Genomic DNA, 20,041 nt, shown 5'->3' on the forward strand with positions numbered 1-20,041 from the left:
GAGTGGGGAACAGTAGTATGAATCCTTCTCTGTGTCAGAGTGTCCCCTATCCCCTGTCCCCTGTCACCTATCCCCTATCCCCTTAACTGCCAGTGGCAATTTTAAAACCTTCGGCGATCGGGCCTAATGCTAAAACAGGGAAGAAAGTTAGTACTCCTAAAATCAGAATGACTCCAGCTGTAATACTGGTAAATAGGAGAGTATCAGTTTTGAGAGTGGCTGGAGTTTCTGGAACTGTTTGTTTGTTAGCCATGCTATCAGCTAATAGCAAGATGGCAATAATGGGAACGTAACGTCCTAGCAGTAAGCTGGGGATTGTACTTAAGTTCCACCAGAGGGTGTTATCTACTAAACCCTCAAAGCCAGAGCCATTGTTGGCACTGGCTGAAGTATATTCATAAACTACTTGAGAAATGCTGTGAAAGGTAGGATTAGTAATTCCAGCGATCGCTTCTGGAAGATAAAGAGTAATGGCACTGGGAATTAAAACTGCGATTGGATGAATCAATAGCACAACACTGGCGAGAACTATTTCTCGCTTCTCAATTTTCCGCCCCATAAACTCTGGAGTACGTCCCACCATCAAACCAGTTAAAAATACAGTCAGAATTACATAAATTAATAGGTATGCGGTTCCTGTTCCTTGCCCACCCCAGATGATCTGCAAAAACATACTTAATAAGGTAGAAAAACCTCCTGTCGGCATCAGGGAATCGTGCATACCGTTGACAGCGCCAGTCATAGTGCTAGTAGTCATGACTGCCCAAAACGCAGTTAGTACAGAGCCAAAGCGGACTTCTTTACCCTCTAAATTTGGCTGTTCAATACCTAAAGCACTATTAATGAGAAGATTGCCTTGATATTCTCCGTTTGCTGTAATGCCTACTAAAACCACAAAAATTACAAATACCATCCAGAACAACAGCCATGCTTGTTTTGTATTTTTGGCAAAAATACCGTAGGTGTGAATCAATGCCACTGGAATCGAAATCATGGCGAGCATTTCGAGCAAATTAGAAGCACCATTGGGATTTTCAAAGGGGTGGGCAGAGTTAGTTGCAAAAAAGCCACCGCCGTTTTCGCCCAATTGCTTAATTATTTCAAAAGAAGCTACTGGCCCTCTGGGAATATACTGTGTATATCCTTCGATTGTTGTGACAACTCCAGTACCTAGAAATGTTTGTGGTACACCTAAGATAATTAAGGCGATCGCCCCAATTATAGAGATAGGTAGCAAGATTCGTGTAATGGCACGGGTAAGATCTACGTAAAAGTTTCCCAGCGCCCTACCTGTCAAACCACGAAGAAAGGCGATACCTACTGCCAAGCCTGTCGCCGCTGAGGTGAACATCAAAAAACCTAAAGCTGCTGTTTGGCTGAAATAACTGAGAGTTGTTTCGGGAACGTAGTGTTGTTGATCAGTATTCGTGAGAAATGAAATTGTTGTGTGTAGTGCTAAATCCCAACTGAGGGCATTAAAGTTATTAGGATTGAGAGGCAGAATTCCCTGAAACTCAAAAATCAAGTAGACAGCACCGCCCATAATTAGATTGCTGAAAAGAACAGCTCGCGCATACTGCCAACCTGTCATTTCTTGCTTGCCACGTACACCTGATACTACGTAGATCATTCGCTCAATCGGATTCATGATTGGATCGAGCAAGGTTCTTTCACCTAAGAAAATACGCGCTATGTATCTACCGAAAAACGGAGCGATCGCTATTAAAATACAAAGCGTTAAACCAATTTGCAAAAAGCCTTGTCCCATGAATTTTAGCTGAATTATAGATTTTTCTTTTATTTAGCTTAATTGCTAAAATTTGACTGCTCTAGAAATAAAAGACTATTTCTAAGTAGGTTAATCTTCTGCAACTTGACAATATTTCGTCTTGCTTCATTTTCTCAATCTGAACTCTTTATTTTTTTTGTATAAATTCCAGATAGTTATAGTCAGTAAGTAGGTTATAAATAAAAGCAAAGTGCATCAATAAATATCAAACTAGCTGGAGCTATTACTATTGAACTATAACAATTATTCTATTTGAACCTATCTACTTAAAACTTTCTAACGAATGTAATTCTATTTATCTTTCATTCATTTCTCCTGAATTTTAGAATCATAATTTTTACTTGCAATTTATATATTGTTTATACTTAACTAGTATCAGAATCTCTCCTTACAGATTATCCTACCAAAAGCACTAAAATGTAAGTATAGCTTTATACATAAGTCAAGATACAAATTGTTCAGTAGATACATTTTAAATTCATCGAAACTATGAGATTTGGATAGTTGAGAAGTTAGGCTTTTAATTAGGAATTAGTAGCTGCTCAAAAGTGAAAGAAGTGTAGACAAGATTATATTGCATCTATAAGATTTTTTGAATAATTCAAGTTATGTTTTTTGCCAATCATGTAAGTTAGTCAATCAAACAAGGGAATTGTCATTACTTTTTAGATAGATGCGCAGATTATCAAAACTTATTAACTTTTAAAAACCCATCAATATGTTTTACATTAAATCTCTGCTAATTTCATTCAGCTTGAGTGATAAATTTATCTAAATTATTTATTTTTTGTATCTATATATGATTCAATCCATCAGCTGTAAGTAAAATATATCAGAAAACATCTAGCTAATCTATTTGTAGATAAGTACCTAAACAAAATTAATTACACATTTTTTTGTTGTTCCTCCAAACTTCTGAGCCTCGCTCCGCGTAGACGCCCGGTAGACGCAGAGCGGCTTCTCGTAGAGTGGAGCTAACGCAACGCCTGACGGCGAACGCGTCTACAGAGTTCTCTCCGTTCCCTGTTAAGAGTTCCCTTGACTCCACCCATAACTTTAATTTTGCCTAATCACTTATGTTAGTCAAACTAAGATTATGAATACCTCAAATTATTCATTTAATAGTATTGATGAAATTAGTTCTACATAGATGAAATAGATAAAAATTTTCCAAACATCAGTACAAATTAATTTTGATAAAAGAAAAAGCGCTTGCTAATTAATAGCTTTTCTCTTTACTGTAGTTATAGCGCTGGAATACTTAACATCGCCAGAGTATGTGCTCGACTATTTGTACACTGGCACAAGTTTGTTAGCATATTTCCAATTGAATCGTACTGCTGTCTTGGCTGTGACACTAGCAGCTTGTGATGTTGATACCTGGAACAGAACCGATTAATATGCCTACGATCGCCAATCGTTCAATGCGGTATCGGTATTAGTGGTAACGGAGTGGTTAAGCAATTGCCATCACCTCCAGAAAGAAACTATAGTTTATACGCAAGCACAGCTATACTGTCACAAACAACTGACGCAGATGCAGGAAGATTTTGTTTCGACACTCACCCACGACTTAAAAACACCTCTATTAGGAGCTTTGATAATTAGCTAATGAAAATTGCTTAGGTGCTAGCTGTGAGCTTTTTGTTTGATTCTTTCACTTTCGCTATCCAGTCTTTGTAGTAATTCAACACCTGAGAATAGGAATTTGTGTCTTCAGAAATCACCTCAAACAACGAAGGCAGGAAGTGTTTTGGAAACAAGCGGTGTAAAACTTTAGCAATCCTCTGCCGCAATACAAACTCAATAAACAATCTTTTAGATAATGGAAAAGCATAATCGCTCATTTCCACTAAGGCGTGAACATCAGGAAATCTACGTACACTAAATTGTTCAACAGCCTCAGCCAAACTGTCAGAATTCTCATCTAAAATTTGGTCAAAAATAACAACGTCTTCCAAGGCAGCATTGCAGCCTTGTCCGAGAGAAGGCGATACTGCGTGAGCTGCATCTCCTATCAACAGCGTACTATCACCTTGGTGAAAACGGTTACAGCGAATTGTTAAAATCCTAGATACAGTTCTGGTGACAAAAGCTTCTGCTTCTGATGTTGGCATCAGATAACCAACCTCAGGGAAATTTTGATGAAAAAATTTGAGTACCTCTTGGGCATTAGAAAGACTTACTACCTGATTTTGCTTGTAAGGAAAGGTGACTACACCACTTATCGTTTCATCTGGTTGATAAAGCAATAGTACTGATGTAGTGTCATCTAGCCTCCAAGAGTGGATTTTACCGGGTTGTAAGTTTATTTCTGAGTTGTTGCCAGAAGGAAGAAAAATCGATTTGTAGGCAGAGGGAACGTATTTCTGCTGGCACTCAAAGTTTTCTATAGATAAAAAACTTTCTCGAACCGCAGAACGCGCTCCATCGGCACCGACTAACAAGTCATAATCAACGGTGAAATCTACTTTGGTTTCTGTGTTTTGAAACTTCACCTGTTTTTCAGCGAAATCAACCTGAGTGCATTCACAATTGAAGTGAATGTTAAGCCTGCTGTCGTCATACTTTTGGGTTAAATTTTCTAGTAAGGCGATCGCTAACCTAGTGCGATCAAGACTCACTAAAGGTTTTTGTCTGGCTATTAAGCTTGTCTTACCGTTTTTTTGATGAATGATTGTTCCGGTAACTTCTAGGCTGATGGCTTTTACTGCTTCCTCTAGCCCTTCTATTTTACGTAAAGCCTTTATACCTCTTTGGCTCAAAGTAATGGGGAAGGTTCTAGATTTGGAGAAAGGTATAACTCGTGGATCGCTGCGACGTTCATAAATATCTACTTGGTAATTCTCTCCACGACGTAGCAAGTAGTGAGCAAGCAGAACTCCACTAGGCCCTGCACCAATAATAATAACTTTCTTGGCCATAACTTTCACCCACAAGCACTTTTGGGTAGCCAATTGAATTATCACATCATATTTAAGGGATCAACATCTATTGTTAAACTTACAGATGCCGGACAAAGTTTACGCACTTCCTCCCAATCTGGCAATTGTGGCAGCGCATCAGGGGTAAACTTCAACAGTATTTGCCAACGATAACGATTTGCTACCCGTAATATATTAGCTGGTGCTGGCCCCATGATGTCTAAACCTTCTTGTTGCGGCAAAGCAGTTACTATCAATTGGGCAGTGTTCTGCACTTCTGTGGGATCATTGCTACTTAAGCGCAATAGTATCAACCTGCCATAGGGAGGATAATTCAGTGCCTGGCGTTGTTCTAATTCAGCATGAATAAAGGACGGATAATCATGATTTCGCACCGCCTCAATCACCGGATGCTCTGGGGTGTAAGTTTGCACGATCACTCTACCTGAATCTTCACCTCTGCCAGCACGCCCAGCTACCTGAGTTAAGGTTTGAAACGCTCGTTCACTGGCACGATAATCAGATAAATGTAAAAGTCCATCAGCGGCGACAACTCCCACCAATGTTACCTGTGGTAGATCCAATCCTTTGGTGAGCATTTGCGTACCTACTAATAAATCTGCTTCACCACTAGCAAATCTGGTAAGTAACGTTCGATGCGCTCCCTTAGTGCGGGTAGTATCGCTATCAAAACGGATCAAACGCAGTTCGGGAAATTGTCTTGCTAATTCCTGGGCGACTCGTTGCGTACCACTACCAAAGAATTTAAGGTAAGGGGAACCGCATTCAGGACACTGACGCGGATGCGATCGCCCATAATTACAGTAATGACAGCGCAAAATTTGTGGCGCTCCTTCCTCGGTGTGATGATATGACAAAGAGACATCACAGTGGGGACACTCCAGCACATATCCACAGCTACGGCAAGATACAAATGTACTATGTCCACGTCGATGGATAAATAAAATTCCCTGCTGATGCCGTTGTTTGAGTTGTTGTAAGGCTTCTTGTAGGGATTTGCTAAATATGGAGCGATTACCCTGATGGAATTCTTGCCGCATATCTACTACTTCTACAGGCGGCAAAGGGCGAGAGTTGATGCGTTCGGGGAGGGAGAGGTAGTAGGAGGACAAGGGGAGGGGGGTAGGGGGAGAGGGGGGGAATGTTTTTGATAGCTTCTCCGCGTCTGCCAGTCTCCGCGTCTTTGCGTCTTCACTAGTCCTCACGCTGATCCAACTTTCCAATGAGGGTGTTGCTGAACCCAAAACTAAGGGGCAATTTTCTAATTGGGCGCGCCACTGAGCAACATTACGGGCGTTGTAGGTGGGGATGGGGGAGTCTTGTTTAAAGCTGCTGTCGTGTTCTTCGTCTAAGATAATTAAACCCAAATTGGGCAGAGGAGCGAAAATTGCACTGCGCGTACCAATAACTACTTGGGGTTCTCCTGTCAGCATTTGTCGCCAAGTGTCGTAACGTTCTCCGTCGGAGAGGGCGCTGTGATAGACGCTGATTTTGTTGCCAAATCTAGCTCGGAAACGATCAGTTAGCTGGGGTGTGAGTCCAATTTCTGGTACTAAAACAAGGGCGGATTTGCCTTGGGTTAATAAAGGAGCGATCGCTTGCAAATAAACTTCTGTCTTTCCGGAGCCAGTCACCCCATGCAGCAGTACAGTTCCATAGCCTTCCACTCCTCTGATGGTAGATAATGCCTGAGACTGAGCAGGATTTAAAGATTTGGGTTGATCTGCTGTGACTGTAAAAGCGGTTTCGCTTCGTAATATTTCCCTTTCTGCAATCACAATACAGCCCTTCTCCTCTAGCTTCTTCAAAGTAGGGGTAGTTGTATTGCAAATTTGTAGAAACTCTGAAAGCCACAACTCACCTCCGTGCCGCTTCAAGACTTCTAAAATTTCTCTTTGACGCTTGTTGAGGTCAATAGGCGGTACACTAACAGTCAAGGTGACTACTGGTTTCGTCTGAGGTCGAGAGTATCTAGGCATTTGTACATAAGTTTCTACCCATCCGCGTTGGAGTAGTTGTTTTTTTGCCTGATAAAATCCTTTTACCTGACGTTTGAGGAATTTGAAGCTATAGTCCCCATCAACTTGGGATTGAAGAATTTTGAGGATTTCACGGGCTGCCAAACTGACAAATTCATTTGCACCATTGGGAATATTTTCTGGTTTGAGGCGAAGACGAGCCTGCGATCGCCCTAGCAATCCTGGTGGTAAAGCAGTGCGTATGACTTGAATTAGGGGGGTGTAATAGTACTGTGACACCCTTTCTAGTAACTGCCAATACGTTTCTCTAAAAAATTTTGGGTGGATAACATCTTCCACATCTCTAATTTCTGCGGCTATAAGGTGAGCAGGAGGTTGAGCCAGTAAACGAACAGCTATCCCTCCTACCTGTTGCCATTTAAATGGCACACTTAAAATATCCCCTGGTTTTACTTCTAAACCTACTGGTAATCGATAGGTATATAGTTTTTCTTCTTTGTGTCCTTCCTCTAGTTGTGTTGCGGCTTCTTTTCCAATTCCCGGACAGTCTACCAGAACTTGAACCCACCGATTTTCATTTCTGCTTGAGTTGTAGGAGCTACCTGGTTCAGCAACAGCTAAAGGAGTCAAACTTACATCATTAATATACATAGTTCCTCAATATATTTATAGATAAATATTTTCCTCTGCTAGTTGCTGAAATCTAACCTTGCTCATTCAACTATAACCGCCTGTCTTGCCCTACTAAAAATGTAGTTCGCAATACTGTCACCAGACATAATACTTGATAAGTTTCCTCTTATGTAATTCCAACACCGGAATCAAGATTATCTATGTGAGGTAATGCATCTTTAAATTTAGACTCGATACAACTAATCAATCTGCCGTTTTGCGTAAGTTTTCTCTGCATACTAACTAGGTAATAGAGCTTTTCTCCCTATTGATAGATATTAATTACTGTCAGTATATGAGATCCTTTTTACCAGGCAATAGGTTGCTACACGTTGTGCTGTCAAGTTTATATCATTGATTGTAAATTTTTAAGTTATGTATAACTTAATCAGCGTTTTGCTGATTAGTTTCGAGGATTGCAATGCATAGAAACTATAAAGTTGTTAAATATATGTGAAGATTTAAGAAATTGGCAAATTTTAAGGAAAAGTTTTATATTTGTTAAGTTTAAGCAATTTTATTTGAGGGGGTTTGACATATTTTGTAATTAAAAAAAAGATGAAAAATATATGGATTGCCGAACTAAATCATGAAAGTTGGAATAGTAAGAGTATCGTGTTTGTGAGGAAGTGTATCCAGGTGTAACCAACTGTTAAAGTCGCCAGCAGTATCGAAAACTCATCATCTCTGGTGAACTTTAGCCATGATATATGAAAATTTAAGTTCGGGATCAATTCTGAATTAGCAGAAAAAAGTTTTGCTAAGAGACAGGTGCATTTGTCACATATAAAAACTAGAAAGTATCTTAGAGCAGCTGTCACTAACTTATGTACCAAACCAAGCAACAATCCCTGAAGGAAGCTATGAATATTGCTGAATTGGGAACAATGACAATGATAGAAAATGCTGCTGATAATGAAGAACCAACTCTTGATAATTTAGAAGCAGTGGCAGATGAAGAATCCCCTATTATCGAAAACTTAGAAAATCTGGAAATAGATGATCGCGTTGGGGATGAGATGGCGGCAGCACGTCCTTCGGGATATAACAAAACCGAGTACGACGACGCTGTAGGCGCTTTCTTTAAAGAGATGGCGCGTTATCCATTACTCAAACCTGATGAAGAAGTTGAACTAGCGCGGCGAGTGCGATTTCTAGAAGAAGTAAACGAACTATATACTTCCTTAGAAAAAAAACTGGGACAGCAGCCTACCAAGGAAAATATAGCAACACATTTAGAGATAACAGAAAAGCAGTTAGAACATCGTTTGTATCAAGGGCGAGTAGCGAAACGGAAAATGATTCGTTCTAACTTACGCCTTGTTGTATCAATTGCCAAACGATATTTAAATCGGGGAGTGCCTTTTTTGGATTTAATTCAGGAAGGAGCAATGGGTTTGAATCGTGCTACTGAAAAATTTGATCCAGATAAAGGATATAAGTTTTCTACGTATGCTTATTGGTGGATCAGACAAGCAATCACGAGGGCGATCGCTAACGATGCGCGAACCATTCGCTTGCCGATTCACATAGTTGAAAAACTTAATAAATTGAAAAAAGCTCAACGAGAGCTTAAACAAAGATTAGGGCGGAATCCCAGTGAAGCAGAAATGGCTGAAGCATTGGAAATTCCGGCGCAACAATTACGCCAATTGCAGCAACTACGTCGTCAAGCACTTTCCCTCAACCACCGTGTTGGTAAAGAAGAAGATACGGAATTGATGGATTTGCTAGAAGACGAAGATAACCAATCTCCAGAAGCAAAAATGAACGAAAGTATGATGCGACAGGAGATTTGGGAAGTATTAGGTGACGTACTAACCCCACGGGAGAAAGACGTGATTTCGCTGCGATATGGGTTAACAACCAGCGAACCCTGCACATTGGAAGAGGTTGGCAATATGTTTAATCTGTCTCGCGAGCGTGTACGCCAGATTCAAAGTAAAGCGATGCGGAAACTGCGCCGCCCTCACATAGCCAAACGCTTGAAGGGTTGGTTAGTGTAATTAGTCATTTGTCATTTGTCATTTGTTATTTTTCAAGGGTTAAAAATCTTGAAATATTGACTACGAATCATGAACTATGGGCTAATAACTAATGACTCTTGACCAAGGATGAAATTATTAATGATATTGCATAGCAATTTAGCATTGCGTTTTGCTGAACCAGAAGACTGCAACACCTTATTTGAATTAATTAAAGCCCTAGCAGAATACGAAAAGTTATCTGATGCTGTTACTGGGAGCCCTTTAGCACTTAAGGAACACTTATTTGGTTCAGCAAAATACGTTGAAGCAATATTAGCAGAATATACAGGGCAAGCGATTGGGTTTGCTCTGTTTTTTCATAATTATTCAACTTTTTTGACGAAACCAGGAATATATTTGGAAGATATTTTCGTTCTTCCAGAGTACCGCCGCCAAGGCGTTGGCAAAGCTCTTTTAACTAAAGTTGCTCAAGTTGCTGTAGAGAGAAATTGTGGAAGGTTAGAGTGGAGTGTTCTAGATTGGAACGAGCCAGCTATTAAATTTTATCGCCGCATGGGAGCAGGGATTTTGGATGAGTGGCGGATTTGCCGCGTCACAGGAGAGGCGCTTGCTGAGTTAGGGAATGGGTAAGAGGGAGAGGGGGAGAGTGGGAGAGGGGGAGCGACTGCCGGGCTGGTTTTGTTGATAATTTTCTTCTAAACCCGCCCCTACTAACCACTAACCACTGACAAATGACTAACTTTGACAACTTGTCTTTTGACGAGAAAAGATTGTGAACCTAAAAATTAAGGATGGTATTGCACCAAATACGCCTTAATCTCTCTAAATAGTTTAAATATCTTCTATGTAAATCCACCCCCTACTACAAAAAATTACTTTTCTTATTTATACCAATCTCATTAATTTTTATGAATTACTGCTATCGATTAATTGGTAATTTAATTATTGCCCTTACATTTACCTGTTTTTTTCTTGCTCCACCTGCCCATTCACTAGCTACATCTTTTACCCAAATCGCAGCAAAGGACTTCTTTCAATTGGGGGTAGAGAATATGCTGCATGGTAATTATCATGAAGCGATTCAAGACTTCCAACAGGCGATTGAGGAGAAAAAAGATTTTGTCGCAGCTTATAGTAATCGCTGTCTTGCGAACCTGAAAATAGAAGATTATCACAATGCGATCGCCGACTGCACAAAAACAATAAGTTTAGCACCCAACAAGGCAGATGCTTACCTTAACCGGGGGCTTGCCTACTACAGACAAGGAAATTATCAAGCAGCGATCGCTGATGATGAGAAAGCGATCGCACTTAAACCGTATGATTTTCGAGCTTATTATAACCGAGGGGTAGCCCAAGCCTCTCTAGAAAATTACCAGCAAGCAGTTGCCGACTACAATCTCGCCTTAAGTCAAACCCCCCAGCTACCTAATCCTTTAGTTGCTGATATTTACAATGATCGAGGACTAGCGCGCTTGCAGTTAACAAACCTACAAGCGGCTATGCATGACTTCAACATGGCAATTCGTCTGAATGCGGCCGATGATAGAGCTTTTTTCAATCGAGGTTGTGCTTGTGCTAAAAATCAAGATTATGCCAGCGCAGTGCGTAATTTTACTGAGGCAATACAACTAAATCCTAGTGATGGTCATGCCTATATTAACCGAGGAATAGCCTTTCACCGCCTCGGTTATGAACAATCTGCACTAGCTGACTTACATAAGGCAGCTAAATACTTTGGATACCAGGGACAAAGACTTGCCTACGAAAAAACCTTGTCTTTAATTAAGACTGTGCAACAGCAAATTCCATCGATAGTAGAAATTGCTCTCGTAAAAGTAAAAGTATGACAGCTTGTCTTTTGACAGCAAATTGCATAAACCCTAAAAATATCACTGAGTATTTTTACGAGCAGTGATCAATTAAAAGTGAAAATTTGCCTGTTTCTGCTTTCATTTGCTGTACCGAGTCTGTTGATAGCATCTCCTGCATTAGCTGTTGATATTGAAAAAAATCAACAACACACTCACAAATTGCCCCAAAATATTTTACAAATTCCCGATTTAAGTGAAATAGAATTACCTGCTACTGAAGCTAAATTATTAACTCAAGAGTCTGAATCAGACGAGTCAGCGACGCCAACAGAAACAGAACCGCCCATCAACGAAGATTCCACGAATGAGGGAGACATAGAAATAGAAGTAACAGGCGAAAAAGACACTCTGCCTTTATCTACTCCCACTTACGTGATTGAGAAAGAAGAAATTGAAAAGCAAGGTTCTACAAGTGTTGCTGATATTTTAAAAAGAATGCCAGGTTTTGCTATCAATGATGTAGGGCCAGGAGCAGATATTCACACTGGTACATACTACCGGGGAGCTTCAATAAATCAATCTATATTCCTCATTAATGGTAGACCAATTAATACTAATATTAATACCTATCATGGTGCGACTGATTTAAATAGTATTCCCACAGAAGCTATAGAACGAGTGGAACTATATAGTGGTGCAGCTTCGATTCTATATGGTTCATCGAGTTTTGGTGGAGTTGTTAATATTATCACTAAAGAAGGCAGCAGTATTCCTAAATTGAATGCTACTGCTGAATTTGGCTCCTTAAATTTAAATAATCAACAAGCTAGTTATGCTGGTGCCTTTGGTTCTGTTAGATATAATTTCAGTTTTGAAAGGTTTTTTACTGATAACCGTTACCGAGTTCCAGAAGGAGCAGCAAATCGTGATGCTGATGGTTATTTATTCAATGCAGATACTGCTACTAGTACCTACTTTGGTAACTTAATTCTTGATTTAAATGCCAAAAATACTCTCAGTTTAGATGTAACTAAACTCAGCAGTCGCCGGGGTTTAGTTTATTTTGGTTTCCCGCTACAAAAAGACAGATTAGATCATGATGGATTAAATCTGGGTTTATCTTGGAAAACTTTGCTCGGCAATGGTGAGAATTCTGTTCTGACAACTACGCTTGGTTACAATCAAGATTACTTTAGTACTTATGGCCCCACAGTTTTGCGAGGCATAGAATATTACCGTACAGGTGTTTTAGATACACAACAATTGACAGCAAGGATTGATCACGAGTGGCAACTCACCCCGAATAATAAGTTGCGCTGGGGATTAGATTTAAAAAATACTGATTTAAATAGTGAGACTGATAGTACACGCCCTGATCGCATTGCTTTAAATGAAATAGAAGATAGGAACGTATTCAATACAGGATTATTTGCTGTTAATACTTGGAATATTACTAATGCTTTTCAGCTAGATTTTGGCTTGAGGCAAAGCTTCGATAGTCAGTTTGGAAATTATTTGAATCCCAGTGCAGGATTGCGTTATGCTGTGACACCAAGCCTTGCAGTGCGCGGAAGTTGGACGGGAGGACAGCGCAATCCAGGATTAGATCAATTATATGTTTATGATACAGTACATGGGTGGTTGCCTAATCCAGATTTAGAGCCAGAAACAGGCTCATCTTGGACTGCGGGAGTTGATGTTAATTTTTCTGAGAATTTAATCGGGCAGTTTACTTACTTTGGTAGTAGCTTAGATAATCGCTTGGGAATAATTAATGGTAGATGGGAAAATATTGGACTTGTAGATACTAATGGATTTGAAGCGGCATTACGATGGAAAATCGCTTCTCGTTGGTCTACTTTTGTTAACTATACTTATACAGACGCCGAAATTAAAACAGGGGTAGAAAAAGGTTTACAGTTGGGCATGATTCCTTACTCCGTTGCTCAAGCTGGCATTAGTTACGCCAGTGGAGGCTGGCAGGTGAATTTATATACTACTTATAATAGTGGTGCTCGCAGAGCCTTCTTTACTAATCCTGGTGACAAAACAACTGATTTTGTTCTATCTTTCTTTAATTTAGATTTCATCGCTCGCGTACCGATCACCCAAACTTTAGGAATTACTGTTTACTTAGAAAATTTATTAGATGAACAATACGAGCGAGTGAATCGTACTTATAGCCCTGGCTTTACTTTTCGGATTGGTTTAACATCGAATTTGTAATTTGTCATTGGTCATTAGGTACTGACGCGATTTATCCCGTCTGTACAATTGTTTATTACTTCCCTAATCTTCTTCCGTTTCCCCTCTCTTCCTTCTGCCCTCTGTCTCCCGGCTTCTACTCTCCTACCTTCTAGCTTCAAAATATTCCGACTTAAAGCAAAATGAACTTATGTGAATCATATTGAAGCCTTTAAACTCAAGATGTAAGTTTATAGGTAATTTATAAAAAGCTAGAAAAATATGCTATGGCAAAGCGAATTTCAGTAGATATTGAAGGCTTAAGAGAAGAAATTGAACGAGCGTACTCAAATGATAAATTCTGGTGTCAACTATCTCTGGCTCAGAAGATTCGCATACTTATTCAAGATGGTTTAGAGAAAGCTAAAAGCCAGGAAAGCAAACCAAACTGAAGTCTTGACTAAGGTGTAAAAGTTTAACGTAAGCTTTCAACTTCTACTTTCATCCCTGTCAAGCTGTCCTTGATCGCTAATTGATTTTCTTAGTTTTCTTGGTACAAATCGGAGGGAGATAAGTGACTATAGTTATACCGAGAGTTCTGCTTGTCGATGACTGCCAAGAAGATCGAGAAACTTATCGCCGCTACCTACTGCGGGATCAGCAACACACATATAGAATTTTAGAGGCTTCGACTGGGGAAGAGGCCTTGTTTCTGTGTCGGCAGCAATTTCCGGACGTAATTTTGCTTGATTATTTACTGCCGGATGTGAATGGGCTGGAGTTTCTTCATGAGTTGACGACTCAATTAGGTCAAACAAAACTCCCAATTATAGTATTAACAGGGCAAGGGGATGAACAGGTAGCAGTACAGGTGATGAAAAGTGGTGCTGCTGACTACTTGGTTAAAAGAAATACAACCTCAGAGAGCCTGCGTCTAGCTATTCAAAACGTTTTAGAAAGAACTCGCCTGAGTGGGCAATTAGAGGAGAGCGAAGCACGTTTCCAGGCTACTTTCAACCAAGCAGCTGTTGGTATCGCTCACGTAGGACAAAATGGACAATGGTTGCTGGTTAACCAGAAATTTTGCGATATTGTGGGTTATAGTCCTGAGGAATTAAATCGGCTCACCTTGGAAGACATAACACATCCCGATGACTTCAATGCCGATTTGGAATATGTTCGTCAGATATTGGCTAATGAAATTCAAACTTATTCGGTAGAGAAACGCTACATTCGTAAAGACAATGCCTATATCTGGATTAATTTGACTGTCTCTTTAGTTCGCAAACCCTCTGGTGAAGTCAAGAATTTTATCTTTGTGATTCAAGACATCAGCGAACGACAAGCCGCACTACGCGAACGCAAACTGTTGGAAGAAGCCCTACGCCAGACAAATGAAGAATTAGAACTGCGAGTAGCAAAACGTACAGTTGAGCTTGTTGAGGCAAATGCGAGGTTACAACAGGAAATCAAAGAACGCCAACAAGCGGAAGAACATCTGCGCCAGAGCGAAGAGCAGCGTAGGCTTGTCTTAGACTTGACTAACACGGGTTTTTGGGACTGGAATCTGACTACAGGTGAAATATTCTGGAATAATAACCACTATCATTTACTAGGTTTCACACCAAATCAGATTGAGGTTAATTATCAGATGTGGCGCGATCGCGTTCATCCTGATGACATAGAGCGAGTTGAGCAGGCAATTAGCTATGCTCTTGATACCCAGACTGAGTACGAAGCCGAATATCGCGTTGTTTATCCTGATGGTAGCAATCACTGGCTATTGGCTAGGGGTAGAGGACTTTACAACGAGTCCAATCAAGCAGTGCGAATGGTAGGGATGCTTTTTGATATTAGCGATCGCAAGCAATCAGAAGAGGCACTCAAGCAAAGTGAAGCTAGGTATCGGACACTAGCCGAAGCGATCCCACAAATGATCTGGGTGGCAGATGCCGATGGATTTAGCTACGACTTCAACGAGCAATTCCAGACATATCTAGGAATGACAATTGAGGAAATCCGAGGGCATGGTTGGTTGAGTGCTGTCCATCCCGATCATGTACAGTTAGTAATGACATTGTGGCAAGAGGCGCTGCAAAACAGTACACCTTACAACGTAGAGTATCGCTTACGACGGGCAGATGGGATTTACCGTTGGCATCTGGTGCGGGCATTGCCGATGCGTAATAGTGAAAACAAGGTTGTGGCGTGGATTGGTTCTTGCACAGACGTTAATGACTTAAAACAGGCAGAAGATGAACTCAAAAAGATGAGTGCTGCCTTGAGCAATGCTGTGGAGGGAATTTCGCAGTTAGACGTTCAAGGACGTTATATGATGGTCAATCAGGCTTACGCCAGTGCGGTTGGTTATCAGCCTGAAGAAATGATCGGCATGGCATGGCAGCAAACTGTGCATCCCGAAGACATTGAAATGGTGATGAGTGCTTATCAACAAATTCTGAGTGCTGGCAAGGTGGAAGTTGAGGCTAGGGGCATCCGCAAAGACGGCTCCATCTTTTACAAGCAACTTACTATGATCCCTACTCTTAACAAGCAGAAGCAATTTGTTGGACACTATTGCTTTATGAAAGATATCAGCGAACGGCAAGCTGCGCTTCGTGAACGCAAACGCTCAGAACAGAAAATCCGTGAACAGGCTGCTTTGCTTGATATTACTACCGATGCCATTTTTGTCCGCGATTTAAGTTATCGCATCCTGTATTGGAATTCAGGTGCTGAACGTTTGTACGGCTGGTTGGCAGCAGAAGCAATTGGTAGAAACTGTCGCGAGTTTTTATACAAGCACAGATCACCTCAAATGGAAGAGGCTCTCAGAACTGTTGTTGAGCAAGGAGAATGGCAGGGTGAGCTAAATCAGATCGCAAAATCTGGACAAGAGATCATCGCTCAAACCAGATGGACGCTAATGCGGGATGAGGCAGGAAAACCAAAATCCATCCTCAGCGTCGATACTGACATCACTGAGAAAAAACAACTCCAAGCTCAGTTTTATCGAGCACAACGGTTAGAGAGTTTGGGTACCCTAGCAAGTGGTATTGCCCATGATTTAAATAACATACTGACACCCATTATAGCTGTTGCTCAACTGCTACCACTAAAAGTTCCCAATCTGGATGGGCAAAATCGGCAACTGCTGAAAATTCTAGAAGACAATTCTAAACGTGGTGCAGATCTCGTCAAGCAAATTACAGCATTTGCACGCGGAGCTGAAGGAAGGCGTGTTCCCCTCCAACCAAGACACTTACTAAAGGAAATTGAGCAGATTGTCAAAAGTACATTTCCTAAATCAATTGAAATCTGCATTAATATACCAACGTCAAATCTTTGGACAATCTTGGCAGATCCTACGCAAATACATCAGGTGTTGATGAACCTGTGTGTAAATGCTCGTGATGCTATGGCTAATGGAGGTACCCTCAGTCTTTGCGCTAAAAATTTCCATGTTGATGAAAACTACGCCAGGATGAATTTGGAGGCAAAAGCTGGTAACTACGTGCTGATCACCGTGTCGGATACAGGATGCGGTGTTCCACCAGAGTTATTAGAGCGAATTTTTGAACCCTTTTTTACAACCAAAGAACCGGGCAAAGGTACTGGATTGGGGCTTTCCACTGTTATTGGTATTATCAAAAACCACGGTGGTTTTGTAAACGTTTATAGCGAAGTGGGTAAAGGCAGCCAATTTAAGCTGTTCTTGAGCGCCATTAGCGCCATTAACACATCGACAACACAGGAAGCTAATGACTCACAGACAGTGAGAGGAAATGGTGAATTAATTCTGGTTGTGGATGATGAAAAATTTATTCGAGATATTGCTAAAACCTCACTACAAGAGTTCGGCTACAGAGTTCTGGTTGCCAGTGATGGTATTGAAGCATTCTCACTCTACGCCCAACACAAAAATGAAATCAGTGTAGTATTGATGGATATACAAATGCCGTCGATAGATGGATTCCAAGCTATTCGCATTCTGCAACAAATTAATCCTTCTGTCAAAATTATTGTCATTAGTGGGCTTACTTCCAACCATAAGCTTTTAGAAGTTAGTGGTGTTGATGTGCAAGCATTTTTATCGAAGCCTTACACCATTAAGGAATTATTGGACACTATTAATGATGTTTTAAGCGTGCCGTAAAGGGTAGTATCAAATCATATCAAACAAGTTAATAAGATAATTAAATATAAAATGCCAACTTCTGAAAAGTAGACGGAAATAACTTTTTCCCTAACTGCGGTAGGTGCGCAGCGACTTCTGCTAGTAGACGCATAGCGGCTACTGCCATCTGGCTTCTACTTATTACTTTCCAATTTCTTTGATATAAACAAGGAACGCATCAAGCTGATGAAAGCCGACAGACTCATAAAGCTGTTTTGCACCGTTAGGATTTTGGGCATCAACACCCAGTCTTGCCGTTTCCATTCCTGCCGCTTTTAAGCGATCCATTCCCGCCAATAACACTGCTCGTCCCAATCCCCTGCGGCGAAAGCCTCGCCGCGTACCGAGATCGCCAATCCAGCCATCCTTTCGCCCGTTGCGATCATTGTCTTCTGGACAGATATAACACTCGCAATAGGATGCTAAGGTGCCATCAGGAGCAACGGCAACTAAATTTAGTTCGGGTTGGTAATTGGGGTTGCTAAGGTAATACTGGTACTCTTCCATCGTCAAGGGATAATAGCCCCAATGGTCGATACGCGATTGGTGGTGCATTTCGATCCAGGCTTGGGCTTCTTCTTCGCCTAGCGTCTGGCGCAGCGTAAATCTTTCAGGTAACTGAGGTGCTGGAAACGGTTCGAGGAGCGATCGCGCCATTCTCAGAAAACAGCGCTCGCAAATAAACCCACAACTTTCTAGTAAAGCAATGCGATCGCGCTGTTTGTCGCGCAGCTCAGAACGGAATTTCATGACTACCCCGCGTTCGCTCGCTACTTCGCGCAGTCGCCGTTCTCCCCAGGCGATCATTTCTCTTTCGAGCTTGCCGTCGCGGGCTTGCGGATGGACGCGAAACCAAAGCCAGCCATCATTTTCTTGTCCCGCCGCAGGAATCCCCATCTGGCTGAAACCTATTAGCTTGCCGTCGCTATCTTCCCAAAGTAGAATATCTTTTACCTGAGCGACGGATGGATCTTCCATCCCTACTCGGAAAGTGGATACTGATGCCCATTCTTCCAGGCGATCGACGAGCTCGCAGGCGTTTAGTAAGTCAACGATCGCCTGTAAATCCGATTCGCCTTGATAAAGGCGTGTCGTTAGCGCTATCATACTGAATTGCTATCTTTGGTAGAGTGCATTCAATCATATTACAATTGTAATACAAAAATTAGCATTATCTATCTTAAGATAGAGGTATGAGAGCCAGTATTGAAAACGACGTACTTTTCTTGCACCACGAAGACTTACCAGAGTTTAAAAAAGGCGGTTCTGTGGTGAGAAATAGTTATTTTTGGGCGCTGCGTTCAATTGCGGGTAAGGCATCTCGATATGGTGATTGGGAATACGAATCAGAAGTTTGGCTAGCACTGGCGCGGATGCTAATGTCGTTTACTGAGTCTGGGTATTTGGGTTTTCGAGAAACTGTGTTAGAGTTTCCCTCTTCTGTAGAAATTCCAGAAGTGCTGCGAGATGTTTCAACTTGGGAATGATATCATGTTCATTTCAAGGCTTAATCATAATAGCCTGACGCGGAGAAATTTTTTGGATTTTTTCTCGCTTAGAAAAGCAAATTCTTCATGTGCTTTGCGTCTTATGCGGTTGACTATTTCATTCCTATGAAATTGATTCCAATACAACTACTGGAGTTAATAAGTCATCTTGTGATTGTCCAATACCCAAAAAGCGCCTGTCTTCAGCGTAAACTCGCAAAATTTCACCATTAGAATTTCCTTGATCGCCTATTTTTTGACCTTGACACCATTTCCGTGCGTCTATTGTATTCAAATTAGTAGATTGCAAATGCTCTAAAGCTGCATCGGGGGGAAGAAGTTGAAAAGTTCCGGTTTGCAGTTGTGTTTCTAAGTCAGTGAAAGTAAGGCTATCTGCTAAAAAGAAGCCACTACTAGCAGTACGTTGCAAAGCAGCTAGCGTACCACCAGTGTTTAAGACTATACCCAAATCACGAGCGATCGCCCGAATATAAGTTCCTGTACCACAGGCGATCGCTACATCAACTTCAGGAAATTCTCCCTCTCGCCAGTCTAAAATTTCTATTTTGAATACTTCCACCGTTCGCACTGGTACTTCTACCGTTTTACCTTTGCGTGCCAACTCATACAGGCGTTTTCCTTGTACTTGAATAGCGCTGTAACTAGGTGGGATTTGCGCTATTTTCCCTTCAAATTGTCGCAGTGCGAGTTTAACTGTTTCTAAACTCAAGTTTGTGACTGGTTGTTGGGTGATGATTTCTCCTTGTAAATCATCGGTTGTGGTATGCACACCCAGCTTGATAGTGGCTTTGTATGCTTTGTCTGTGGGAAGATATTGTAAAAGGCGAGTTGCTTTACCAACTGCGATCGGCAAAACTCCGGTAGCAGCTGGATCTAAGGTGCCAGCGTGTCCTACTCGCTTTACCTGTAAAAGTTTTCTTGTCTTCGCCACACAGTCGTGAGAAGTCCAGTCAAATGGTTTGTTGAGATTAAGGAAGCCTAGCAC

12 protein-coding genes are annotated in these 20,041 nt (G+C 41.2%); 7 read left to right on the top strand and 5 right to left on the bottom strand.

Going from position 1 to position 20,041, the window contains the following annotated elements:
- Nucleotides 1-82: 82 nt before the first annotated feature.
- The 3 genes from kdpA to priA all read right to left on the bottom strand — a co-directional run bounded on the left by kdpA (nt 83) and on the right by priA (nt 7,364).
- On the bottom strand, nt 83-1,768 hold the full coding sequence (gene kdpA / locus U2718_RS30100) for a potassium-transporting ATPase subunit KdpA (RefSeq protein ID WP_342001170.1): 1,686 nt from the start codon (nt 1,766-1,768) through the stop codon (nt 83-85).
- Between the two features lie 1,643 nt (nt 1,769-3,411).
- Nucleotides 3,412-4,713: an NAD(P)/FAD-dependent oxidoreductase gene (locus U2718_RS30105; RefSeq protein ID WP_342001172.1), complete on the bottom strand. Its 1,302-nt coding sequence runs from the start codon at nt 4,711-4,713 to the stop codon at nt 3,412-3,414.
- A gap of 41 nt (nt 4,714-4,754) precedes the next feature.
- Nucleotides 4,755-7,364 carry a primosomal protein N' gene (gene priA / locus U2718_RS30110; RefSeq protein ID WP_342001174.1) on the bottom strand — a complete coding sequence of 870 codons (2,610 nt, stop codon included), beginning with the start codon at nt 7,362-7,364 and terminating at the stop codon, nt 4,755-4,757.
- An 848-nt stretch (nt 7,365-8,212) separates the two neighbouring features.
- On the opposite strand from priA, the gene U2718_RS30115 reads away from it, so the two are divergent.
- The 6 genes from U2718_RS30115 to U2718_RS30140 all read left to right on the top strand — a co-directional run bounded on the left by U2718_RS30115 (nt 8,213) and on the right by U2718_RS30140 (nt 17,527).
- Nucleotides 8,213-9,391, top strand: coding sequence for an RpoD/SigA family RNA polymerase sigma factor (locus U2718_RS30115; protein ID WP_289792455.1), 1,179 nt, complete (start codon nt 8,213-8,215; stop codon nt 9,389-9,391).
- A 120-nt stretch (nt 9,392-9,511) separates the two neighbouring features.
- On the top strand, nt 9,512-10,003 hold the full coding sequence (locus U2718_RS30120; protein WP_342001177.1) for a GNAT family N-acetyltransferase: 492 nt from the start codon (nt 9,512-9,514) through the stop codon (nt 10,001-10,003).
- Between the two features lie 278 nt (nt 10,004-10,281).
- A complete protein-coding gene (locus U2718_RS30125; RefSeq protein WP_342001179.1) occupies nt 10,282-11,223 on the top strand; it encodes a tetratricopeptide repeat protein in 942 nt (313 codons plus the stop codon).
- A 78-nt stretch (nt 11,224-11,301) separates the two neighbouring features.
- Nucleotides 11,302-13,413: a TonB-dependent receptor gene (locus U2718_RS30130; RefSeq protein WP_342001181.1), complete on the top strand. Its 2,112-nt coding sequence runs from the start codon at nt 11,302-11,304 to the stop codon at nt 13,411-13,413.
- A gap of 245 nt (nt 13,414-13,658) precedes the next feature.
- Nucleotides 13,659-13,823 (top strand): hypothetical protein, encoded by a 165-nt coding sequence (locus tag U2718_RS30135; protein WP_342001183.1) that lies wholly within the window; start codon nt 13,659-13,661, stop codon nt 13,821-13,823.
- A 122-nt stretch (nt 13,824-13,945) separates the two neighbouring features.
- On the top strand, nt 13,946-17,527 hold the full coding sequence (locus U2718_RS30140; RefSeq protein ID WP_342001185.1) for a PAS domain S-box protein: 3,582 nt from the start codon (nt 13,946-13,948) through the stop codon (nt 17,525-17,527).
- A 162-nt stretch (nt 17,528-17,689) separates the two neighbouring features.
- On the opposite strand, the gene U2718_RS30145 is transcribed toward U2718_RS30140, so the two are convergent.
- Complete coding sequence (locus U2718_RS30145; protein WP_342001187.1) at nt 17,690-18,655, bottom strand: GNAT family N-acetyltransferase; 966 nt, start codon at nt 18,653-18,655, stop codon at nt 17,690-17,692.
- An 86-nt stretch (nt 18,656-18,741) separates the two neighbouring features.
- Between U2718_RS30145 and U2718_RS30150 the strand changes: the two genes are divergently transcribed.
- A complete protein-coding gene (locus U2718_RS30150) occupies nt 18,742-19,035 on the top strand; it encodes a hypothetical protein (protein WP_289792461.1) in 294 nt (97 codons plus the stop codon).
- 124 nt (nt 19,036-19,159) lie between these two features.
- On the opposite strand, the gene truB is transcribed toward U2718_RS30150, so the two are convergent.
- Nucleotides 19,160-20,041 carry a tRNA pseudouridine(55) synthase TruB gene (truB, locus tag U2718_RS30155; protein WP_342001189.1) on the bottom strand — a complete coding sequence of 294 codons (882 nt, stop codon included), beginning with the start codon at nt 20,039-20,041 and terminating at the stop codon, nt 19,160-19,162.

Source organism: Chlorogloeopsis sp. ULAP02 (assembly GCF_038404745.2).
Taxonomy (GTDB): domain Bacteria; phylum Cyanobacteriota; class Cyanobacteriia; order Cyanobacteriales; family Nostocaceae; genus Chlorogloeopsis.